Source organism: Streptosporangiales bacterium, from assembly GCA_009379825.1.
Taxonomy (GTDB): Bacteria; Actinomycetota; Actinomycetes; order Streptosporangiales; family WHST01; genus WHST01.
This window is the reverse complement of sequence record WHTA01000106.1, coordinates 1-14,401: the sequence shown is the minus strand read 5'-3', so window position 1 is coordinate 14,401 and position 14,401 is coordinate 1. Positions and strand designations below refer to the sequence as shown.

At 68.8% G+C, this 14,401-nt stretch carries 9 protein-coding genes and 3 pseudogenes; 9 read left to right on the top strand and 3 right to left on the bottom strand.

What is annotated here, in order from left to right; all coding sequences use genetic code 11:
• Nucleotides 1–20: 20 nt before the first annotated feature.
• Nucleotides 21–621, top strand: a pseudogene (locus GEV07_28445) (hypothetical protein).
• 403 nt (nucleotides 622–1,024) lie between these two features.
• Here the strand turns inward: GEV07_28445 and GEV07_28440 are convergent.
• The 3 genes and pseudogenes from GEV07_28440 to GEV07_28430 all read right to left on the bottom strand — a co-directional run bounded on the left by GEV07_28440 (nucleotide 1,025) and on the right by GEV07_28430 (nucleotide 5,577).
• Nucleotides 1,025–1,794: pseudogene (locus tag GEV07_28440) on the bottom strand (AAA family ATPase).
• The gene (locus tag GEV07_28435; protein ID MQA06477.1) at nucleotides 1,791–3,359 is read right to left on the bottom strand and encodes a CHAD domain-containing protein; all 1,569 of its coding nucleotides are present in this window, start codon (nucleotides 3,357–3,359) and stop codon (nucleotides 1,791–1,793) included. The pseudogene GEV07_28440 and the gene GEV07_28435 overlap by 4 nt, the downstream one beginning before the upstream one ends.
• 64 nt (nucleotides 3,360–3,423) lie before the next feature.
• Nucleotides 3,424–5,577 carry a RecQ family ATP-dependent DNA helicase gene (locus tag GEV07_28430; GenBank protein ID MQA06476.1) on the bottom strand — a complete coding sequence of 718 codons (2,154 nt, stop codon included), beginning with the start codon at nucleotides 5,575–5,577 and terminating at the stop codon, nucleotides 3,424–3,426.
• A 221-nt stretch (nucleotides 5,578–5,798) separates the two neighbouring features.
• On the opposite strand from GEV07_28430, the gene GEV07_28425 reads away from it, so the two are divergent.
• The 8 genes and pseudogenes from GEV07_28425 to GEV07_28390 form a co-directional block, all read left to right on the top strand.
• A complete protein-coding gene (locus GEV07_28425) occupies nucleotides 5,799–7,226 on the top strand; it encodes an alpha-L-arabinofuranosidase (protein ID MQA06475.1) in 1,428 nt (475 codons plus the stop codon).
• Between the two features lie 104 nt (nucleotides 7,227–7,330).
• A pseudogene (locus GEV07_28420) lies at nucleotides 7,331–9,525 on the top strand (extracellular solute-binding protein).
• Nucleotides 9,522–10,388 (top strand): ABC transporter permease subunit, encoded by an 867-nt coding sequence (locus GEV07_28415; GenBank protein MQA06474.1) that lies wholly within the window; start codon nucleotides 9,522–9,524, stop codon nucleotides 10,386–10,388. Before GEV07_28420 ends, GEV07_28415 begins: the two are co-directional and overlap by 4 nt.
• Nucleotides 10,389–10,468: 80 nt before the next feature.
• Nucleotides 10,469–10,786 (top strand): hypothetical protein, encoded by a 318-nt coding sequence (locus tag GEV07_28410; protein MQA06473.1) that lies wholly within the window; start codon nucleotides 10,469–10,471, stop codon nucleotides 10,784–10,786.
• Complete coding sequence (locus tag GEV07_28405; GenBank protein ID MQA06472.1) at nucleotides 10,777–12,072, top strand: hypothetical protein; 1,296 nt, start codon at nucleotides 10,777–10,779, stop codon at nucleotides 12,070–12,072. The genes GEV07_28410 and GEV07_28405 overlap by 10 nt, the downstream gene beginning before the upstream one ends.
• The gene (locus GEV07_28400) at nucleotides 12,072–13,235 is read left to right on the top strand and encodes a hypothetical protein (protein MQA06471.1); all 1,164 of its coding nucleotides are present in this window, start codon (nucleotides 12,072–12,074) and stop codon (nucleotides 13,233–13,235) included. The genes GEV07_28405 and GEV07_28400 overlap by 1 nt, the downstream gene beginning before the upstream one ends.
• Nucleotides 13,236–13,280: 45 nt before the next feature.
• Nucleotides 13,281–14,117: a hypothetical protein gene (locus tag GEV07_28395; protein MQA06470.1), complete on the top strand. Its 837-nt coding sequence runs from the start codon at nucleotides 13,281–13,283 to the stop codon at nucleotides 14,115–14,117.
• Nucleotides 14,118–14,280: 163 nt separating this feature from the next.
• On the top strand, nucleotides 14,281–14,401 hold a 121-nt coding region (locus GEV07_28390; protein MQA06469.1), incomplete at its 3' end, for an EamA family transporter.

Sequence of the window (14,401 nt, the reverse complement as noted above, 5' to 3'; positions counted from 1 at the left end):
GTGCTGATGCCGGAGTAGGCATGCGGATCCCACCGCCGGTGCTCGACGGCATCAAGGAAGGTCGGGTCACCCTGGCGTTCCGGCGCTGGGACCGGCCGCGGGCGAAGGCCGGTGCCCGTCACCGGACGCCGATCGGCCTAGTCGCGATCGACGCGGTCGACGAGGTCACGCTCGACCAGGTCACCGAGGCGGACGCGGCGGCCGCCGGCAGCAACTACGACGACCTGCGGTCGTACCTGGCCAGCCGCGCCGGCTCCATCTACCGCATCCGGCTGAGCTACGGCGGCGCCGACCCCCGCGAGCAGCTGCGCGCGGACGACGATCTCGACGACGACCAGGTCGGGCAGATCCGAGACCGGCTCGCCAGGCTGGATCGGGCCAGCCGGCACGGCCCGTGGACCGCGGACGTGCTCGCCCTGATCGCCGCACACCCGGCCCGCCGGGCACCCGACCTCGCCGCCATGTGCGGACGCGATGTCCCGCGTCAGCGACACCCAACCGTTCAAGACCGACGTGCGCAAGCTCAAGGAACTCGGCCTCACCGAGAGCCTCGAGGTCGGCTACCGCATCTCACCGCGCGGCCACGCATACCTCGCCAAGACAGCGGCCACCGATCACTGAACCGACGCGCCAACAACCGAACGAGCTCGACCACAGCGAGCACCTCGACATCGGCTACCGAATATCTACGCGCGCACCTTGCCGGACCGTGGTCGCCGGCCACTGAGGCGACAGCCCAGCAGACGGACTAGCTCAGCCGCACCGAGAGCCTCGCACATCTCACATCGCGGGCGGTGCCTTGCCGGACCGTGGTCGCCGGCCACTGAGGCGACAGCCCAGCAGACGGACTAGCTCAGCCGCACCGAGAGCCTCGCACATCTCACATCGCGGGCGGTGCCTCGCCGGACCGTGGTCGCCGGCCACTGAGGCGACAGCCCAGCAGACGGACTAGCTCAGCCGCACCGAGAGCCTCGAACATCGCACCTTGCGGGCGGTGCGTACCTCGCCGGACGGTGGTCGCCGGTTACTGAGGGGACAGTGTCAGGAGCGGGGCTAGCTCTGCCCAGAGGGCTCGGTACGCTGCCGCGGCTGTGCTGGTTGGGGCGAACGCGGTCAGCGGGGCTCGCTGTACCGGCATTTGCTCGACGATCGGCAGGACGGGACGGCGGCGCTGGCTACGTCGGCGCGTTCGGCCGTCAGTTGCGCGACGAGGTCACGGTGCAGCGGGCGCCGGTTGTCGACCATGGAGAAGAACGCTCGCAACTGTGGCCGGTGCCGCTTGTCCAGGCCCGCGGCGAGGTCGGTCAGCTGCTCGAACGCGCGGATCGGCAGCACTGCCGGGATGAGCGGTACGAGCACCAGGTCCGCCGCGTGTAGCAGGTTCTCCGACACCAGTGAAACGCTCGGCGGGGTGTCCAGGATCAGCAGGTCGTACTCGCCGGCGACCGGGGTCAGCACCTTCCGCAACGTGCGGGCGGGGCGTTTGGTGTCCGCTTTGGTGTCCGCGAGGTCGATGTCCATGTGCCGGTACGTCGCGTCGGCCGGCATCAGGTCGAGGCCGTCGTAGTCGGTGCCCTTCATCGCGTCGTCCAGCGGCGTACGGCGGTCCACCACGGCGGTGCTACCGCCCGGCATCCGCGGCTCCACCCGGAACAAGTACGGGGCGGCCGCCTGCGGGTCGAGATCCCACAACAGCGTTCGGTTGCCCGCCAGCGCGCTCAGATGGGCCAGGTTGACCGCCGCCGTGGTCTTGCCTACGCCGCCCTTGCCGCTGTAGACGGCGGCGACCTTCACGACGCGCCGCCGGTGAGGTCGAGTACGTGCTGGGTCGACCTGTCGTCCAGGTACTGCGCCACCTGCCCGACCAGGTGCTCCTGCGCGAGCCGGAGCTTCGCGTCGGAGGTCGCGATCAGCTCACCCATCGCCAGCAGGCACGCCGCCGTCGCCGTGCCCGCGGCCAACATCTCCTCGGCGTACGTACGCAGCGACTGGCGCTGCACGTGCCCGTCCTGGAACGCGCCGAGGATGTCCTGCATCCGCCGCAGGTCGCGCACCGCCCGGCGTACGGGCTTGCGCTCGCACACCGGCGTGAACACCTCGAGCAGGTAGCGCAGCTCTTTGCACCGTTTCCGCAGGTCGTGGACGTCGGCGGCGGGTGAGTCCACGGTGATCTTGCCGGCCCGCCTGACCACCCGGCGGTGCGCCTTCGCGATGCGCTCGCTGGCGAGCTGGCCGGCCGTGACCGCCACCGCGCCACCCGCCTCGCCGTCGGCGATCGGGGTCAGCGCGTCCCGCCACTGCTGCAGCAGGTTCGACAGCCGCGCCGACCGCAGCCCCCGGACGAGCCCGCGCCGACGCTGCGTCCGCACCTTCTCCAGGTGTTCGCGGAACGGCTCCAGCTCGGCGGGGTCCGCGACGGTCAGCGACGCGGTGAGCTGGTCGTAGCCGAGCAGGTAGACGTCGAGGTCGCGGTTCGGTGTGGTGACGTCGCCGAGCCACTTGAACTTCGGCGCGAACCGGCCGGCCAGCCGTGCCGGCAGTACGTCGCCGGCCAGCCGCACCAACGAGCGCGTACGGCGGACGCCGACCCGCAAATCGTGCAGGAACTCCGTGTCGATGTCGTCGACCGCACCGTCCACGTTCGCCTCGACGGCGTCCAGGAAGTTCAGCAACGCGGCGGCCACCGCGACGTCCGCCGGCTGGGTGGCGTCGACCGGCCGGGGCGGGCGTGTCCTTCCGTCGAGCACAGCCCCCTGCTGGAAGACCAGCTCGGGCTCCCGGTCGGGGCTACGGGCCATGCCCGCCCCGGTGAGCAGCTCGACGACGCGTTCGGCATCCGCGCCGTACCCACGCACCGGCTGTACGTACACCCACGGATCGAGCACGGTACGCGCCGGCTCGACCAGCGTGGGCTCCTCCCACCACAGCCGTACGACGGTCTTCGTCTCGTCGTCGAGCACCCGCGCCTCGCGGGTCCGCACCCGCGCCGCGCACGCGGGCAGCAGCGCCCGGATGCTGGCGGCCCTCCCCACAGGAGCGCGCAGCGGCTCGGGGAGCACGGTCGGGTACGCCGGCCAGTCGAGCGGTTCCACCTGGCAGCTCGACGAGGTGTCGGCCGAGGTGAAGCGCAGCACGTCGCGCGCGCTCGCCCGGCCGCTACGGTCGTGGACGAGCGCCATGCCCTTGCGGTGGAGTCGGAGGTCAGGGGTGTCGACGTACGCGCGGCCCACCGTACGCGGGCGTTCCCAGACGACCTCGTAGTCGTCACCGAGGACGGCAAGAGTGGACTCCGCCGACCCGGGAGACTCGCTACGGTCACCTACTGGCCAAACGAGGAAGATGGGTGGCTGGTCCTGCACGGCGTCCCCTGTTCGTCGTCGGCACGGCCAGTATCCGGGGACGCCCGCGCCTTTGTATACCCGCTCAGCCGGCGCCGGCCGCCAGCGTCACGGGGTAGACGCCCGCTGCACCGGCGGCACGCAACAGCGCGGCGGCGACGGTCAGCGTCCAGCCGGTACCGACCCGGTCGTCGACGAGCAGCACCGGCCGGTCGGCGAGCACCCCCGCCAGCGACTCGGGCACGGCGAACGCGTCGTGCACCGCCCGCACCCGGCGCGCACTGTTGAAGCCGCCGAGCGGCCGCTGGTGCGTACGGTGCAGCGCACCGAGCAGCGGCAACCCGAGGCCGGACGCGACGCCGGACGCGACCGACTCGACCAGGTGGGGACGGCCCAGCGACGGCATGGCTACGACGGCGTCCGGTCGAGCACCCGTGCTGCCGCCCCAGGCCTGCTGGAAGCCGCTGCCGCGCAGCACCTCGAGGAGCGCGTCGAGCATGCCGGGGCTGACGGCGCCGTCGGTATCGGGCCGGAACAGCTCCCGCACCTGCTGGCCCCAGCCGAGGTCGGTCACCGAGGCGAGCGCCCTGCCCTCGCCCGCACGGAGCTGCTCGGGGATCTTGCCGCGTACCTCACCACCGGCCAGCTGCAGCCCGGCCAGCCCGGACGGCCACTGCTTACGCGGCTGGATCGCCTGCCAGGTCTGGTGCAGCTTGGTCTGCGCGTCCCGTGCCGCCGCTACCGGCACCTCCGTCGGCCAGTACCTGCCGGTGCAGTTGTCGCACCGCCCGCACGGCGCCGAGCCAGGGTCGTTCAGCTCGTCGCGCAGGAACGCCATCCGGCACTTCTCGGTGCGGATGTACGCGCGCATCCGCCGCTGCTCCGCCTTCCTGGCCGCCAGCACGGCGTCGTAGCGCTCGTGGTCGTACGCCCACGGCGCACCGGTGACCGTCCACCCACCGCTCACCCGCACCACGGCGTCCTCGACGGCGAGGATCTTCAGCGTCGTCTCCAGCCGGCCGCGGGACAGGTCGACGCTCGCCTCGAGCGCGGCGGTGGACATCGGCCCGCCCGCGGCGGTGAGCGCGTCGAGGATCCGCTGGCACACCTGTTCGTCCGGCAGGCTCGCGGTGGCGAAGTACGACCAGATTTCCTCGTCGTCCGCGCCGGGCAGCAGCACCACCTCGGCCCGCTCGGTGGCCCGGCCGGCCCGCCCGACCTGCTGGTAATACGCGATGGGCGAGTCGGGCGCACCCAGGTGGACGACGAAGCCGAGGTCCGGCTTGTCGTAGCCCATGCCGAGCGCCGAGGTGGCCACCAGGGCCTTCACCTCGTTCTTCAGCAGCCGCTCCTCGCGCGCGATGCGCTCGTCGGCGTCGAGCTGCCCGTGGTAGCACTCCACGTCGTAGCCCGCCGCCGTCAGGTGCTCCGCGGTGTCCTTGGCCGCGGCCACGGTGAGCGTGTAGACGATGCCGGAGCCTGGCAGGTCACGCAGGTACGTCGCGAGCCAGCCGAGCCGGCGCGCCACCGAGTCGACATCGACCACGGCGAGGCGCAGCGACTGCCGGTCGAGGTCACCGCGGAGTACCGCCGGCGCCTCGCCCACGGCGGTGGTCAGCTGCGCGGTGACGTCGGCCGTCACCTGGTCGTTCGCGGTGGCCGTGGTGGCCAGCACGGGGATGCCGCGCGGCTCCAGGTCGCCGAGCAGGGTGGCGATCCGCCGGTAGTCGGGCCGGAAGTCGTGCCCCCAGGTGGAGATGCAGTGCGCCTCGTCGACGACGAGCAGCCCGGCGTGCTCGGCGAGCCACGGCCACACGGTCTCGCGGAACGCCGGGTTGGTGAGCCGCTCCGGCGAGACCAGGAGCACGTCGACCCGCCCGTCGAGCACGTCCGCCCGGATGGCGTCCCAGTCGTCGACGTTCGCCGAGTTGATGCTCGCCGCGTGGATGCCGGCCCGGCCGGCCGCGTCGACCTGGTTGCGCATCAACGCCAGCAGCGGCGAGACGATCACCGTCGGGCCGCCTCCGTCCGCGCGCAGCAACGCGGTCGCGACGAAGTACACCGCCGACTTCCCCCACCCGGTGCGCTGCACGACCAGCGCACGCCGGCGCTCGCGAACCAGCAGGTCGATCGCGGTCCACTGGTCCTCGCGCAGGCTGGCGTCTGGCCCGGCGAGCTGCGTGAGCACCGCCTCGGCACGGGCGCGCATCGCCGGGTCTGGCTGCTCGGTCTGGGTCATCGGCCACTCCCTCGGGGTCGACAGCCACGGTACGGGTCGACGCGGACAGGGCGCCGTCACTGTCCACAGCTGCTCTTTACAGGTCGATCTCCAACGTTGTAAAAACGGCTTGCACACCGATCCAGGAGGCATCCCACGTGCTCACCGCGCACGCCACCCTCGACCCGGCGTTCGTCATCGGCGACCTCGACCGCCGCCTGTTCGGCTCGTTCGTCGAGCACATGGGCAGGTGCGTGTACACCGGCATCTACGAGCCCGGCCATCCACAGGCCACCGCCGAGGGCTTCCGCCGGGACGTGCTCGAGCTGGCACGGGAGCTCGGCGTCACGGTCGTGCGCTACCCGGGCGGGAACTTCGTCTCCGGCTACCGCTGGGAGGACGGCGTCGGCCCGCCGGCGGACCGTCCCACCAGGATCGACCTCGCCTGGCGGTCGATCGAGAGCAACGCGTTCGGGCTGGGCGAGTTCATGGAGTGGACGCGGACGGCCGGCGTCGAGCCGATGCTCGCCGTCAACCTCGGCACCCGCGGCATCCAGGAGGCCGCCGACCTGGTCGAGTACGCCAACCACCCCGGCGGCACCCAGCTGTCCGACCTACGCAGGCAGCACGGCGCCGACAAGCCGTACGGCATCGGCACGTGGTGCCTGGGGAACGAGATGGACGGCCCGTGGCAGATCGGCCACCAGACTGCCACCGAGTACGGCCGGCTGGCCGCGGAGACGGCGAAGGCCATGCGGCTGGTCGACCCGGGCATCGAGCTGGTCGCTTGTGGCAGCTCGAACCGCGGCATGCCCACGTTCGGCGAGTGGGAACGCGTGGTCCTCGAGCACACCTACGAGTACGTCGACTACATCTCGCTGCACAACTACTACGAGGAGCGCGACGGCGACCTGGCCAGCTTCCTCGCCAGCGCGGTCGACATGGACGCATTCATCAACGAGGTAGTCGCCACCTGCGACCACGTCCGCGCGCTCAAGCGCAGCACGAGGCAGCTGAAGCTGTCGTTCGACGAGTGGAACGTCTGGTACCAGCAGCGATTCGCCGGCGCGCAGAACCTGGCGTGGGAGCAACACCGGCAGCTGATCCAGGACGAGTACTCCGTCGCCGACGCCGTAGTGGTCGGCTCGTTCCTCGTCACGTTGATGCGGCACGCCGACCGGGTGGGCATCGCCTGCCAGGCGCAGCTGGCCAACATCATCGCGCCGATCCGCACCGAGCCCGGCGGCCCGGCCTGGCGCCAGACCATCTTCTGGCCGTTCGCGCATGCCGCCCGGCTGGCCCGCGGCCGGGTGCTGCGCGTCGAGCCGGTCACCGCGACGTACGACACCGCGGCATACGGCCCGGTCGACGCCGTGCTGCTCACCGCGACCTACGACGAGGAGACCGGCGACGTCGCGGTCTTCGCGGTCAACCGCGCCACCACCGACCCCGTACACCTGTCGATCGACGTCCGCCCACTGCCCGGGCTGACCGTCACCGAGCACGCCGTGCTGACCGACGACGACGTCCGCGCGAGCAACAACGTGCACGCGCCCGACCGGGTACGGCCACGACCGGGGGAGAACGCAACCGTCGACGACCGGCAGCTGACCGTCACGCTGCCACCGGTCTCCTGGACCGCGCTCCACCTCACCGCAACCCGACCGTAATACTCCGCATCCACGAGGAGGACCCAATGACGGGTCACACCGAACGCTACGAACCACTGAGCAGGCGTAGGTTCTTCACTCTCACCGGCGGCCTCGGCGCCACCATGGCACTCGCCGCGGCCTGCGGCGGCAACGACGCGCAGACCGGCTCGGGCGGCGGCGGTGCCACGTACAAGGGCGGTGCCGTCACGCTGCAGTTCTGGAACGGCTTCACCGGCGCCGACGGGCCGTTCGCCAAGAAGCTGGTGCAGCAGTTCAGCAAGGACAACCCGAAGATCACCGTGAAGATGAACGTCTACAAGTGGGAGGAGTTCTACCAGAAGCTGCCCGCGGCAGTCACCAGCGGCAACGGCCCGGACATCGTCGCACTGCACCTCGACACCATCGCCACTCAGGCCGCGCAACAGGTGATCGTCCCGATCGACGACGTGGCGAAGGCACTCAAGTTGGGCGAGGCCGACTTCTCACCCGAGGTCTGGAAGGGCGGCCTCTACAAGGGCGACAGGTACGGCATCCCGCTCGACATCCACCCGCTCGGCATGTACGTCAACCTCGGCGTGCTGGAGAAGGCCGGCCTGGGCGAGGCCGACATCCCCACCACTGGCGACGAGTACCTGGACGTGCTCGACGAGCTCAAGGGCAAGGGCATCAAGGGTCACTGGATGTCCCCGTACCAGTTCACCGGCGGGTTCGTCTTCGAGTCGCTGCTGTGGCAGTTCGGCGGCGAGCTGTTCGACGAGAAGGTGACGAAGGCGACGTGGGACTCATCTGCCGGCGTCGATGCCCTCACCTGGTGCGTGGACCTGGTGAAGAAGGGCTACAGCCCGAAGAACGTCGGGCAGGACGCCGACTACATCGCGTTCAAGAACAACAAGAACGCGTTCTGCTGGAACGGCATCTGGCAGATCGCCGACTGCAACGCCACCGAGGGGTTGACCTGGACGCCTGCGCCGGTACCGACCATCGGCGACCAAGGTGGCGTATGGGGGAACAGCCACCAGTTCGCCATCCCGCGCCAGACCGATCCCGACACCGACAAGCAAGATGCGGCACGCTTCTTCATCAACTACATGAGCAAGCACTCGCTTGAGTGGGCGAAGAGCGGCAAGGTGCCAGCGGCCAAGTCCGTGAGGGAGAGCAAGGGTTTCGAGGCACGCAAGTACGAGGCGCCGTTCGCGGAGGAGCTGCCAGACGTACGGTTCCCGCCGCCGGTCGCCGGCATCAGCGACGCGTTGCTCGAGCTGTACGCCGGAGTGGAGGCAGCCGTGCTGTTGAAGAAGGACCCCGCGACTGCCCTACGTGACTCGGCCGGGAAGGCGAGCAAGGTGATCGAGGACAACGCGAAGAAGTACGGTTCCTGACCGTCCGTAGGAGGCACGCGGTGCGAACGCAAACGCGCAGCAGAGCGCCCCGGACGAACCGTGCACTCGCCCCGTACCTGTTCCTGCTGCCGTACCTGTTGTTGTTCGGCGGCTTCATCGTGCTGCCCGCCGTCTACGGGTTCTGGGTGAGCCTGCACGACTACAACTACCTGCTGCCGATGAAACCGTGGGTCGGCCTGGAGAACTACGCCTCGCTGTTCACCCCCGGGTCCCGCGACGCGGGCAACTTCTGGAAGAGCATGGGGGCTACGGGCATCTTCGTCGTGCTCTCGGTGCCGTTCCTGCTCGCCTGCCCACTGGCCGTTGCACTGCTGCTGAACCGGCGCTTCCCCGGCCGGACGTTCTTCCGTGCAGTGTTCTTCGCGCCGTACGTGCTCGGCGTCGCCGTGGTCGGCCTGCTCTTCCGGTACGTACTCGACCCGAACGTCGGGGTGGTCAACTACTACCTCGACAAGCTCGGCCTTCCCGGCGACACCCCGTGGGTGAACGGGCTGCCGTGGGTGTGGGTGTCGTTGGTCGGCGTGACCGTCTGGTGGACGCTCGGCTTCAACGCCATCATCTACCTGGCCGGGTTGCAGGACATCCCGCGCGAGCTCTACGAGTCCGCCCGGGTGGACGGCGCAAGCAAGTGGCAGGAGTTCAGATACGTGACCCTGCCGGGGCTCAAGCCGATCGCCCTGTTCGTGCTGACCGTGACGATCCTGGCGTCCGCGAACGTGTTCGGCCAACCCGTGATGATCACCAACGGCGGCCCGGACGACGCCACCAAGTCGGCCATCATGTACATCGCGGAGACCGGCCTGGCCAGCAACCGACAGGGCGTGGCCGCCGCGATGGGCTACCTGCTGGCGTTGGCGCTTGCGATCGTGTCGATCGTCAACTTCCGGCTGTTCCGGCGGAGCGGGGTGGACCGATGAAGGACACCAAGCCGACACGCGACCGCGCGCGACTGGCGTCCGGGCTACGTAGGTCTCTGTTCTACCTCGTACTGATGGTGCTGACGCTCGTCTTCGTACTCCCGTTGCTGTGGATGGTGCTGACGTCGGTCAAGACGAACGGCGACGCCACGAGCCTGCCGATCAGCTGGTTGCCCGACCCGTTCTCCACCCATGCGTACGAACCGCTGTTCAGCACGACGTCGACCACACCCGTGCTGCGCTGGTTCGTGAACAGCATGGTCGCTGCGACTGTACAGGCGGCGCTCGTCCTTGCGACCGCGTCGACCGCCGCGTACGCCTTGGCGCGGCTGGAGTTCCCCGGCAAGCGACTGCTGTTCGTGCTGATCGTGAGCACTCTGTTCATCCCCGCGTTCGTGTTCGTGATCCCGAACTTCATCGTGGTCGGCGCGCTCGGCTGGCTCGACTCGCTGTGGGCGGTGGTCGTCCCCGGTGCGGCGGGTGCGTTCGGCGTGTTCTTCCTGCGGCAGTTCTTCCTCTCGCTGCCGCGCGAGCTGGAGGAGGCAGCGCTGCTCGACGGCGCGAGCCACTGGCAGGTGTTCACCACGGTAGTGCTGCCGCTGTCGAAGCCGGCACTCGCCACCCTGGGCGTCCTGTCGTTCCTCACCAACTGGAACGACTTCCTGTGGCCGGTGTACGTGTTGTTCAGTCCGGAGGCGCTGACGCTGCCGGCCGGGCTGCGAGCACTGCAGGGCGCGGCGTCGACCAACTACCCGATCGCGATGGCCGGCGCGGTGGTGGCCAGCGTTCCGGTGATCGTGCTGTTCGTGATCGCGCAGCGGTACGTCATCGAGAGCGTGGCGCGCAGCGGCCTGAAGGGCTGACGCGGCCTGTGGACAACTCCCGGCACGCTGGCACGGACTCCTCTACCTTGACGGGCGATCGTCGTAAGGGGAGGTGGGCGATGGGCAAGTCCGTCACCATCCGGCCAGCCGTCGTGCGTTCGTGGGGCGCGGCGGCGCGGACCACCGGGGACGACGTACGTACCGCGAAGCCGAAGGTCGACTCGGCGGAGGACAACGCGCAGCTCGCCCGGATCACCGAGCTGGCCAGCCACCGGGCGCTGAGCCGCTACGTCGAGCAGGTGTCCGGCGGCATCGGCCAGGTCGCCGGTGACATCCGCGGCACCGGGGAGAAGCTGGCGCAGACGGCGAACGTCGTCACGGGTACGGACGACGACGGCGCGAACCTGTTCCGGCGGTGGGGCGGCCCGTGTCGGTGACCTTCGCCGGCCTGCGGCGGCTCGACCCGCGGTCGCTGAACGACGCCGCCGCCGACCTGAGCAAGGCCGCGTCGAAGCTCAAGCGGGAGTACGGGCAGTACCGGCGTCAGGTGCTCGAACCCCTCGACCGCAAGGAGGACTGGCGCGGCGGCGGCCAGCCCGACGCTTCGGTGGTCGCGACGGTCAACGGGCTGGCGATCGACACCACGCGGATGCGGCTGGCAGCCGGCAACGTCGCGCTCGCCGCGCTCGCCGCCGGCCTGACGGTCGCCCAGCAGCAGATGGCCGCCCGCAACCGCGCGGTGGAGGCCGACGGCTACGAGGTGGACAGCAACGGCGTCATCAGCAACCTGCCGGCGGGCAACCCCACGTTCACCGGCGCCGGCACGCCGATCGCCAAGATCCAGGAGCACGAGCGGCGGCGCAAGGAGATCCTGGCGTTCGCCACCAAGGTGGACGACAAGTGTGCGGCGGCCCTGTCACGTAGCGACGAAGCACCGGTCTCCGGTCAGTACGCCAGCCCCGGCCTGCTCGCCCGCGCCCGACAGGACCACGCGAATGCCGCGAACGACTTGGCGAACGCGGTCGGCGTACTCTTCGACGTCGCCGAGACCGCCAGGCACCTAGCGGCGACCGCGAACCAGGAGAGCATCGGCGTCACCCTCCTCGAAGCTCTCGCCGGCATGGACCAACGCCAACGCGACGAGCTCTGCCTCGCCATCGCCGCCGTCACCGCCGGCGCGGGCATCGTCATCCTCGGCGCCGGCCTCGCCGGCAGCGGCGCCGGCGTAACCGGCGCCAGCGGCGGCACCCTGGCGATCGCCGGCGTCCCCTTAACGGTCATAGGCACCGGCGCAATCCGTTACGGCACCGGCGTAATCGTCACCGGCACCCTGGCCGGCGGCAAGACGGTGCACGACCTCTACTCCGAGGCGCGGAGCAAGTCCTCGTCGGCCAATGTCCGCAAGCATCGCTATCCGCAACGTCCCCCCGCCGTGCAGCCACGGGTCTCGGATACCAAGCTCCGGAATATCCTGGACAACCTCTACAAGGGCAGTAAGGGGAACAACGCGGACCGAGCAGGAGACGGAACGACCGCGGACGCGATCCGGGCGGAGCGAATTTCTGGCTGCGCAACCAAGAACACGTGGCACCGGAAAAAGGCGGGCTACGAGATGCAGGCACTACAGCGGTGGCTCAACGAACGCCCAAACGCCAGTGCGCACGATAGGGCGGTAGCGGAAGCGGAGTTGGAGAACCTAGTCGCGGCATTGAACGGACACTGATGGCGGCAGCAAATCGACACCCGACAACCATCTCCGAGATCGGAGATGACTTGCTACACCTCGTGCCCGGCTTGATGGAAGCTCGCGCCAGGCATTGTCGAGAACAGGGTCAAGTGCTACCCGAGGCGCTCTTCGGTGAACTGCTGAGGTGGTTGATCGACGACTACGAGAACGACACCACCGGTGGCGAAGGGCGCCGTCCAGGGTGGCGGGAAGCCGTCGCATACCTCAACGATGAGTTTGCCGACCGCGAGGGCGAGCTCACCAGATTCATAGTGGACACAATTGCGGAGATCGTCCCGACCGCGGAAGCCAGGGGCTCGACCTTCGTGTCATTCCTGTTCGGACAACTGAGACCTCCGTATCACAACTTTCTCCCCGACCCCAGGTATGCACCCCAGAGGCAGTTGGATCTCATCCACGAGATCGTTCGGTTGATACCCACCCTCTCGTCCCTCTACGAGGAACACTTCGACGAGCGAAACGCCCTCACTTACCCGTTCTTCAATGACCTCACTGTTTGGGCCGTCGAAGACTTCGAAGCCACCAGGCATGACGAGGCTGGTTCGGCGGACTGGCATCGCTTGCTCGACCTGCTCGAGAGACACTACGTCGAAGACCCGGATGACCCCGACGACGACGTCATGGGGCTGATCCATGTCGCGTTCGTGGAGAACCTCCCGTACCCGTGGGAGCGTGGCGCTGCCATTGTTGACGAGCTCGGGCCACGCCTGCTGGACGCAATGAAAACGGCGCGCGGTGCCATGGAGATCTGTCGCCGCATCGGCAAGGCCTTTCCGGACCTACGACAGACCTATCGCGGTCTCTTCGAACAAGCTAGGCCCGATGTGGATCCTTCGGCGGATTTTCTCGCCACGACGACCCGGTGGGCATGCGACGACTACCTGGACTCACTCGCCGGCCACGGCCGCAGGCCGGGGTGGCGGGAGTTGATGGACATGTTCGAACGCGAGTACGCCGCCGACGGGTTCATGGAGGAGCGCGGCCTCAGCGAGGGGGAGATAGCGGACAACATCGAGGAAGCGGTGCTCGCGGAACTGCCGCTCCCTACCGAGCCAGCGGCGGGAATCCGCGACCATCTCGGCCCATACCTCGCCGAGGGCCTGAAGCTGTTCCCGGCAATTGCACTCAGAGACAAGTGAACCCTTCGGGACCTGAGGTGAGTGCAACAGATGCTAGGGAGCAGCATGTCACCAACCGACAGTTCGGGTTGGTCCTCAGTCGAGGTACATAGTGATGACCTGTTCATCTGGTTCGCCGCTACGCGGGAGGCGCCCGAAGAGGTTCCTCGCGAAGACTTTGCCGAACGCATCGGTATCGACTGGGACGCATGCGATGCGCTCGGCGATAAGGTCCGTCAAAATCGCGCCGAGGCCGCTGCCGATGGGACGGTCCGACTCACAATCCCCACTGCCGAGCTCAGCGTGATCCGGCGCTGCCTCATCGCGACCCTTGAAGGTCTCGGTGTCGAAGAGTTCCATACCCGCGTTGGTAGATACCTCGCAGAAGGGTACCTCGCACTTCTGCGGCTCAACGCGTTCACGAGCAGCGGCAATGACCACACCAGCGCAGAAGATGCTCGTCGGCATGCGGCAACGGTTCGGGCCATGCCGAGCCCGAGGAGACAACTCCGCGCCCGAACATCGATGCCATCTACGGGGAGGCGGCTTTCACTCGTTCGACAACCGGCCCTGGTGGCGATCGATCCCGACGATCTGTTCGTCTGGTTCGAGGCTGTACGAGAGACGACGGAATACATGTCTCCCGAAACGTTCTCCGCCCGGGTCGGGCTGGACTGGGAAGCCTGCAACATGTTGGGCGTCAGACTGCTCACGCACCGCGCGAATGCCGACCAAGGCGACACGATCCACCTGCCGATTCCTAGCACGGAACTCGACGCAATCCGGCGCTGCATCGTCGCGACCATCGAACGCATTGGCGCGGCGGAGTCGTACGACCGGGTCAGCGGGTTCATGGGAGATCTCCGAGCCGTGCTGCGACGACTCGAGGAGCGCATCGAGTGAGCGGTTTGGCGGCTCACGTGTGGTGGATGGAGGAGATCGCGTAGAGGTGGAGGTCGGCGGTGGCTAGTTCGGTGATGGCCGTCATGTGCTCTTGCGCCACTGGGTCGGCGAGCATCGCTTGGAAGGCTTCCTGGCTCTCCCACTGGGCGTAGTTCACTACTCGTTGGTCGTGCTTGCCGCCGCGGTTCTCCACGCGGTGTGGAACGCGATCGCGCACGACATCGACGACAAGCTCGTCGCGTTCACGCTGCTCGGTGCCGGTGGCGCGGTCTGCGCGGTCCCGC

What these genes read in the sequence shown, in the direction of transcription:
- GEV07_28430 (MQA06476.1), bottom strand. Translation starts at nt 5,577, where the DNA reads ATGACCCAGACCGAGCAGCCAGACCCGGCGATGCGCGCCCGTGCCGAG.
- GEV07_28425 (MQA06475.1), top strand. Translation starts at nt 5,799, where the DNA reads ATGGGCAGGTGCGTGTACACCGGCATCTACGAGCCCGGCCATCCACAG.
- GEV07_28415 (MQA06474.1), top strand. Translation starts at nt 9,522, where the DNA reads ATGAAGGACACCAAGCCGACACGCGACCGCGCGCGACTGGCGTCCGGG.
- GEV07_28410 (MQA06473.1), top strand. Translation starts at nt 10,469, where the DNA reads ATGGGCAAGTCCGTCACCATCCGGCCAGCCGTCGTGCGTTCGTGGGGC.
- GEV07_28400 (MQA06471.1), top strand. Translation starts at nt 12,072, where the DNA reads ATGGCGGCAGCAAATCGACACCCGACAACCATCTCCGAGATCGGAGAT.
- GEV07_28395 (MQA06470.1), top strand. Translation starts at nt 13,281, where the DNA reads ATGTCACCAACCGACAGTTCGGGTTGGTCCTCAGTCGAGGTACATAGT.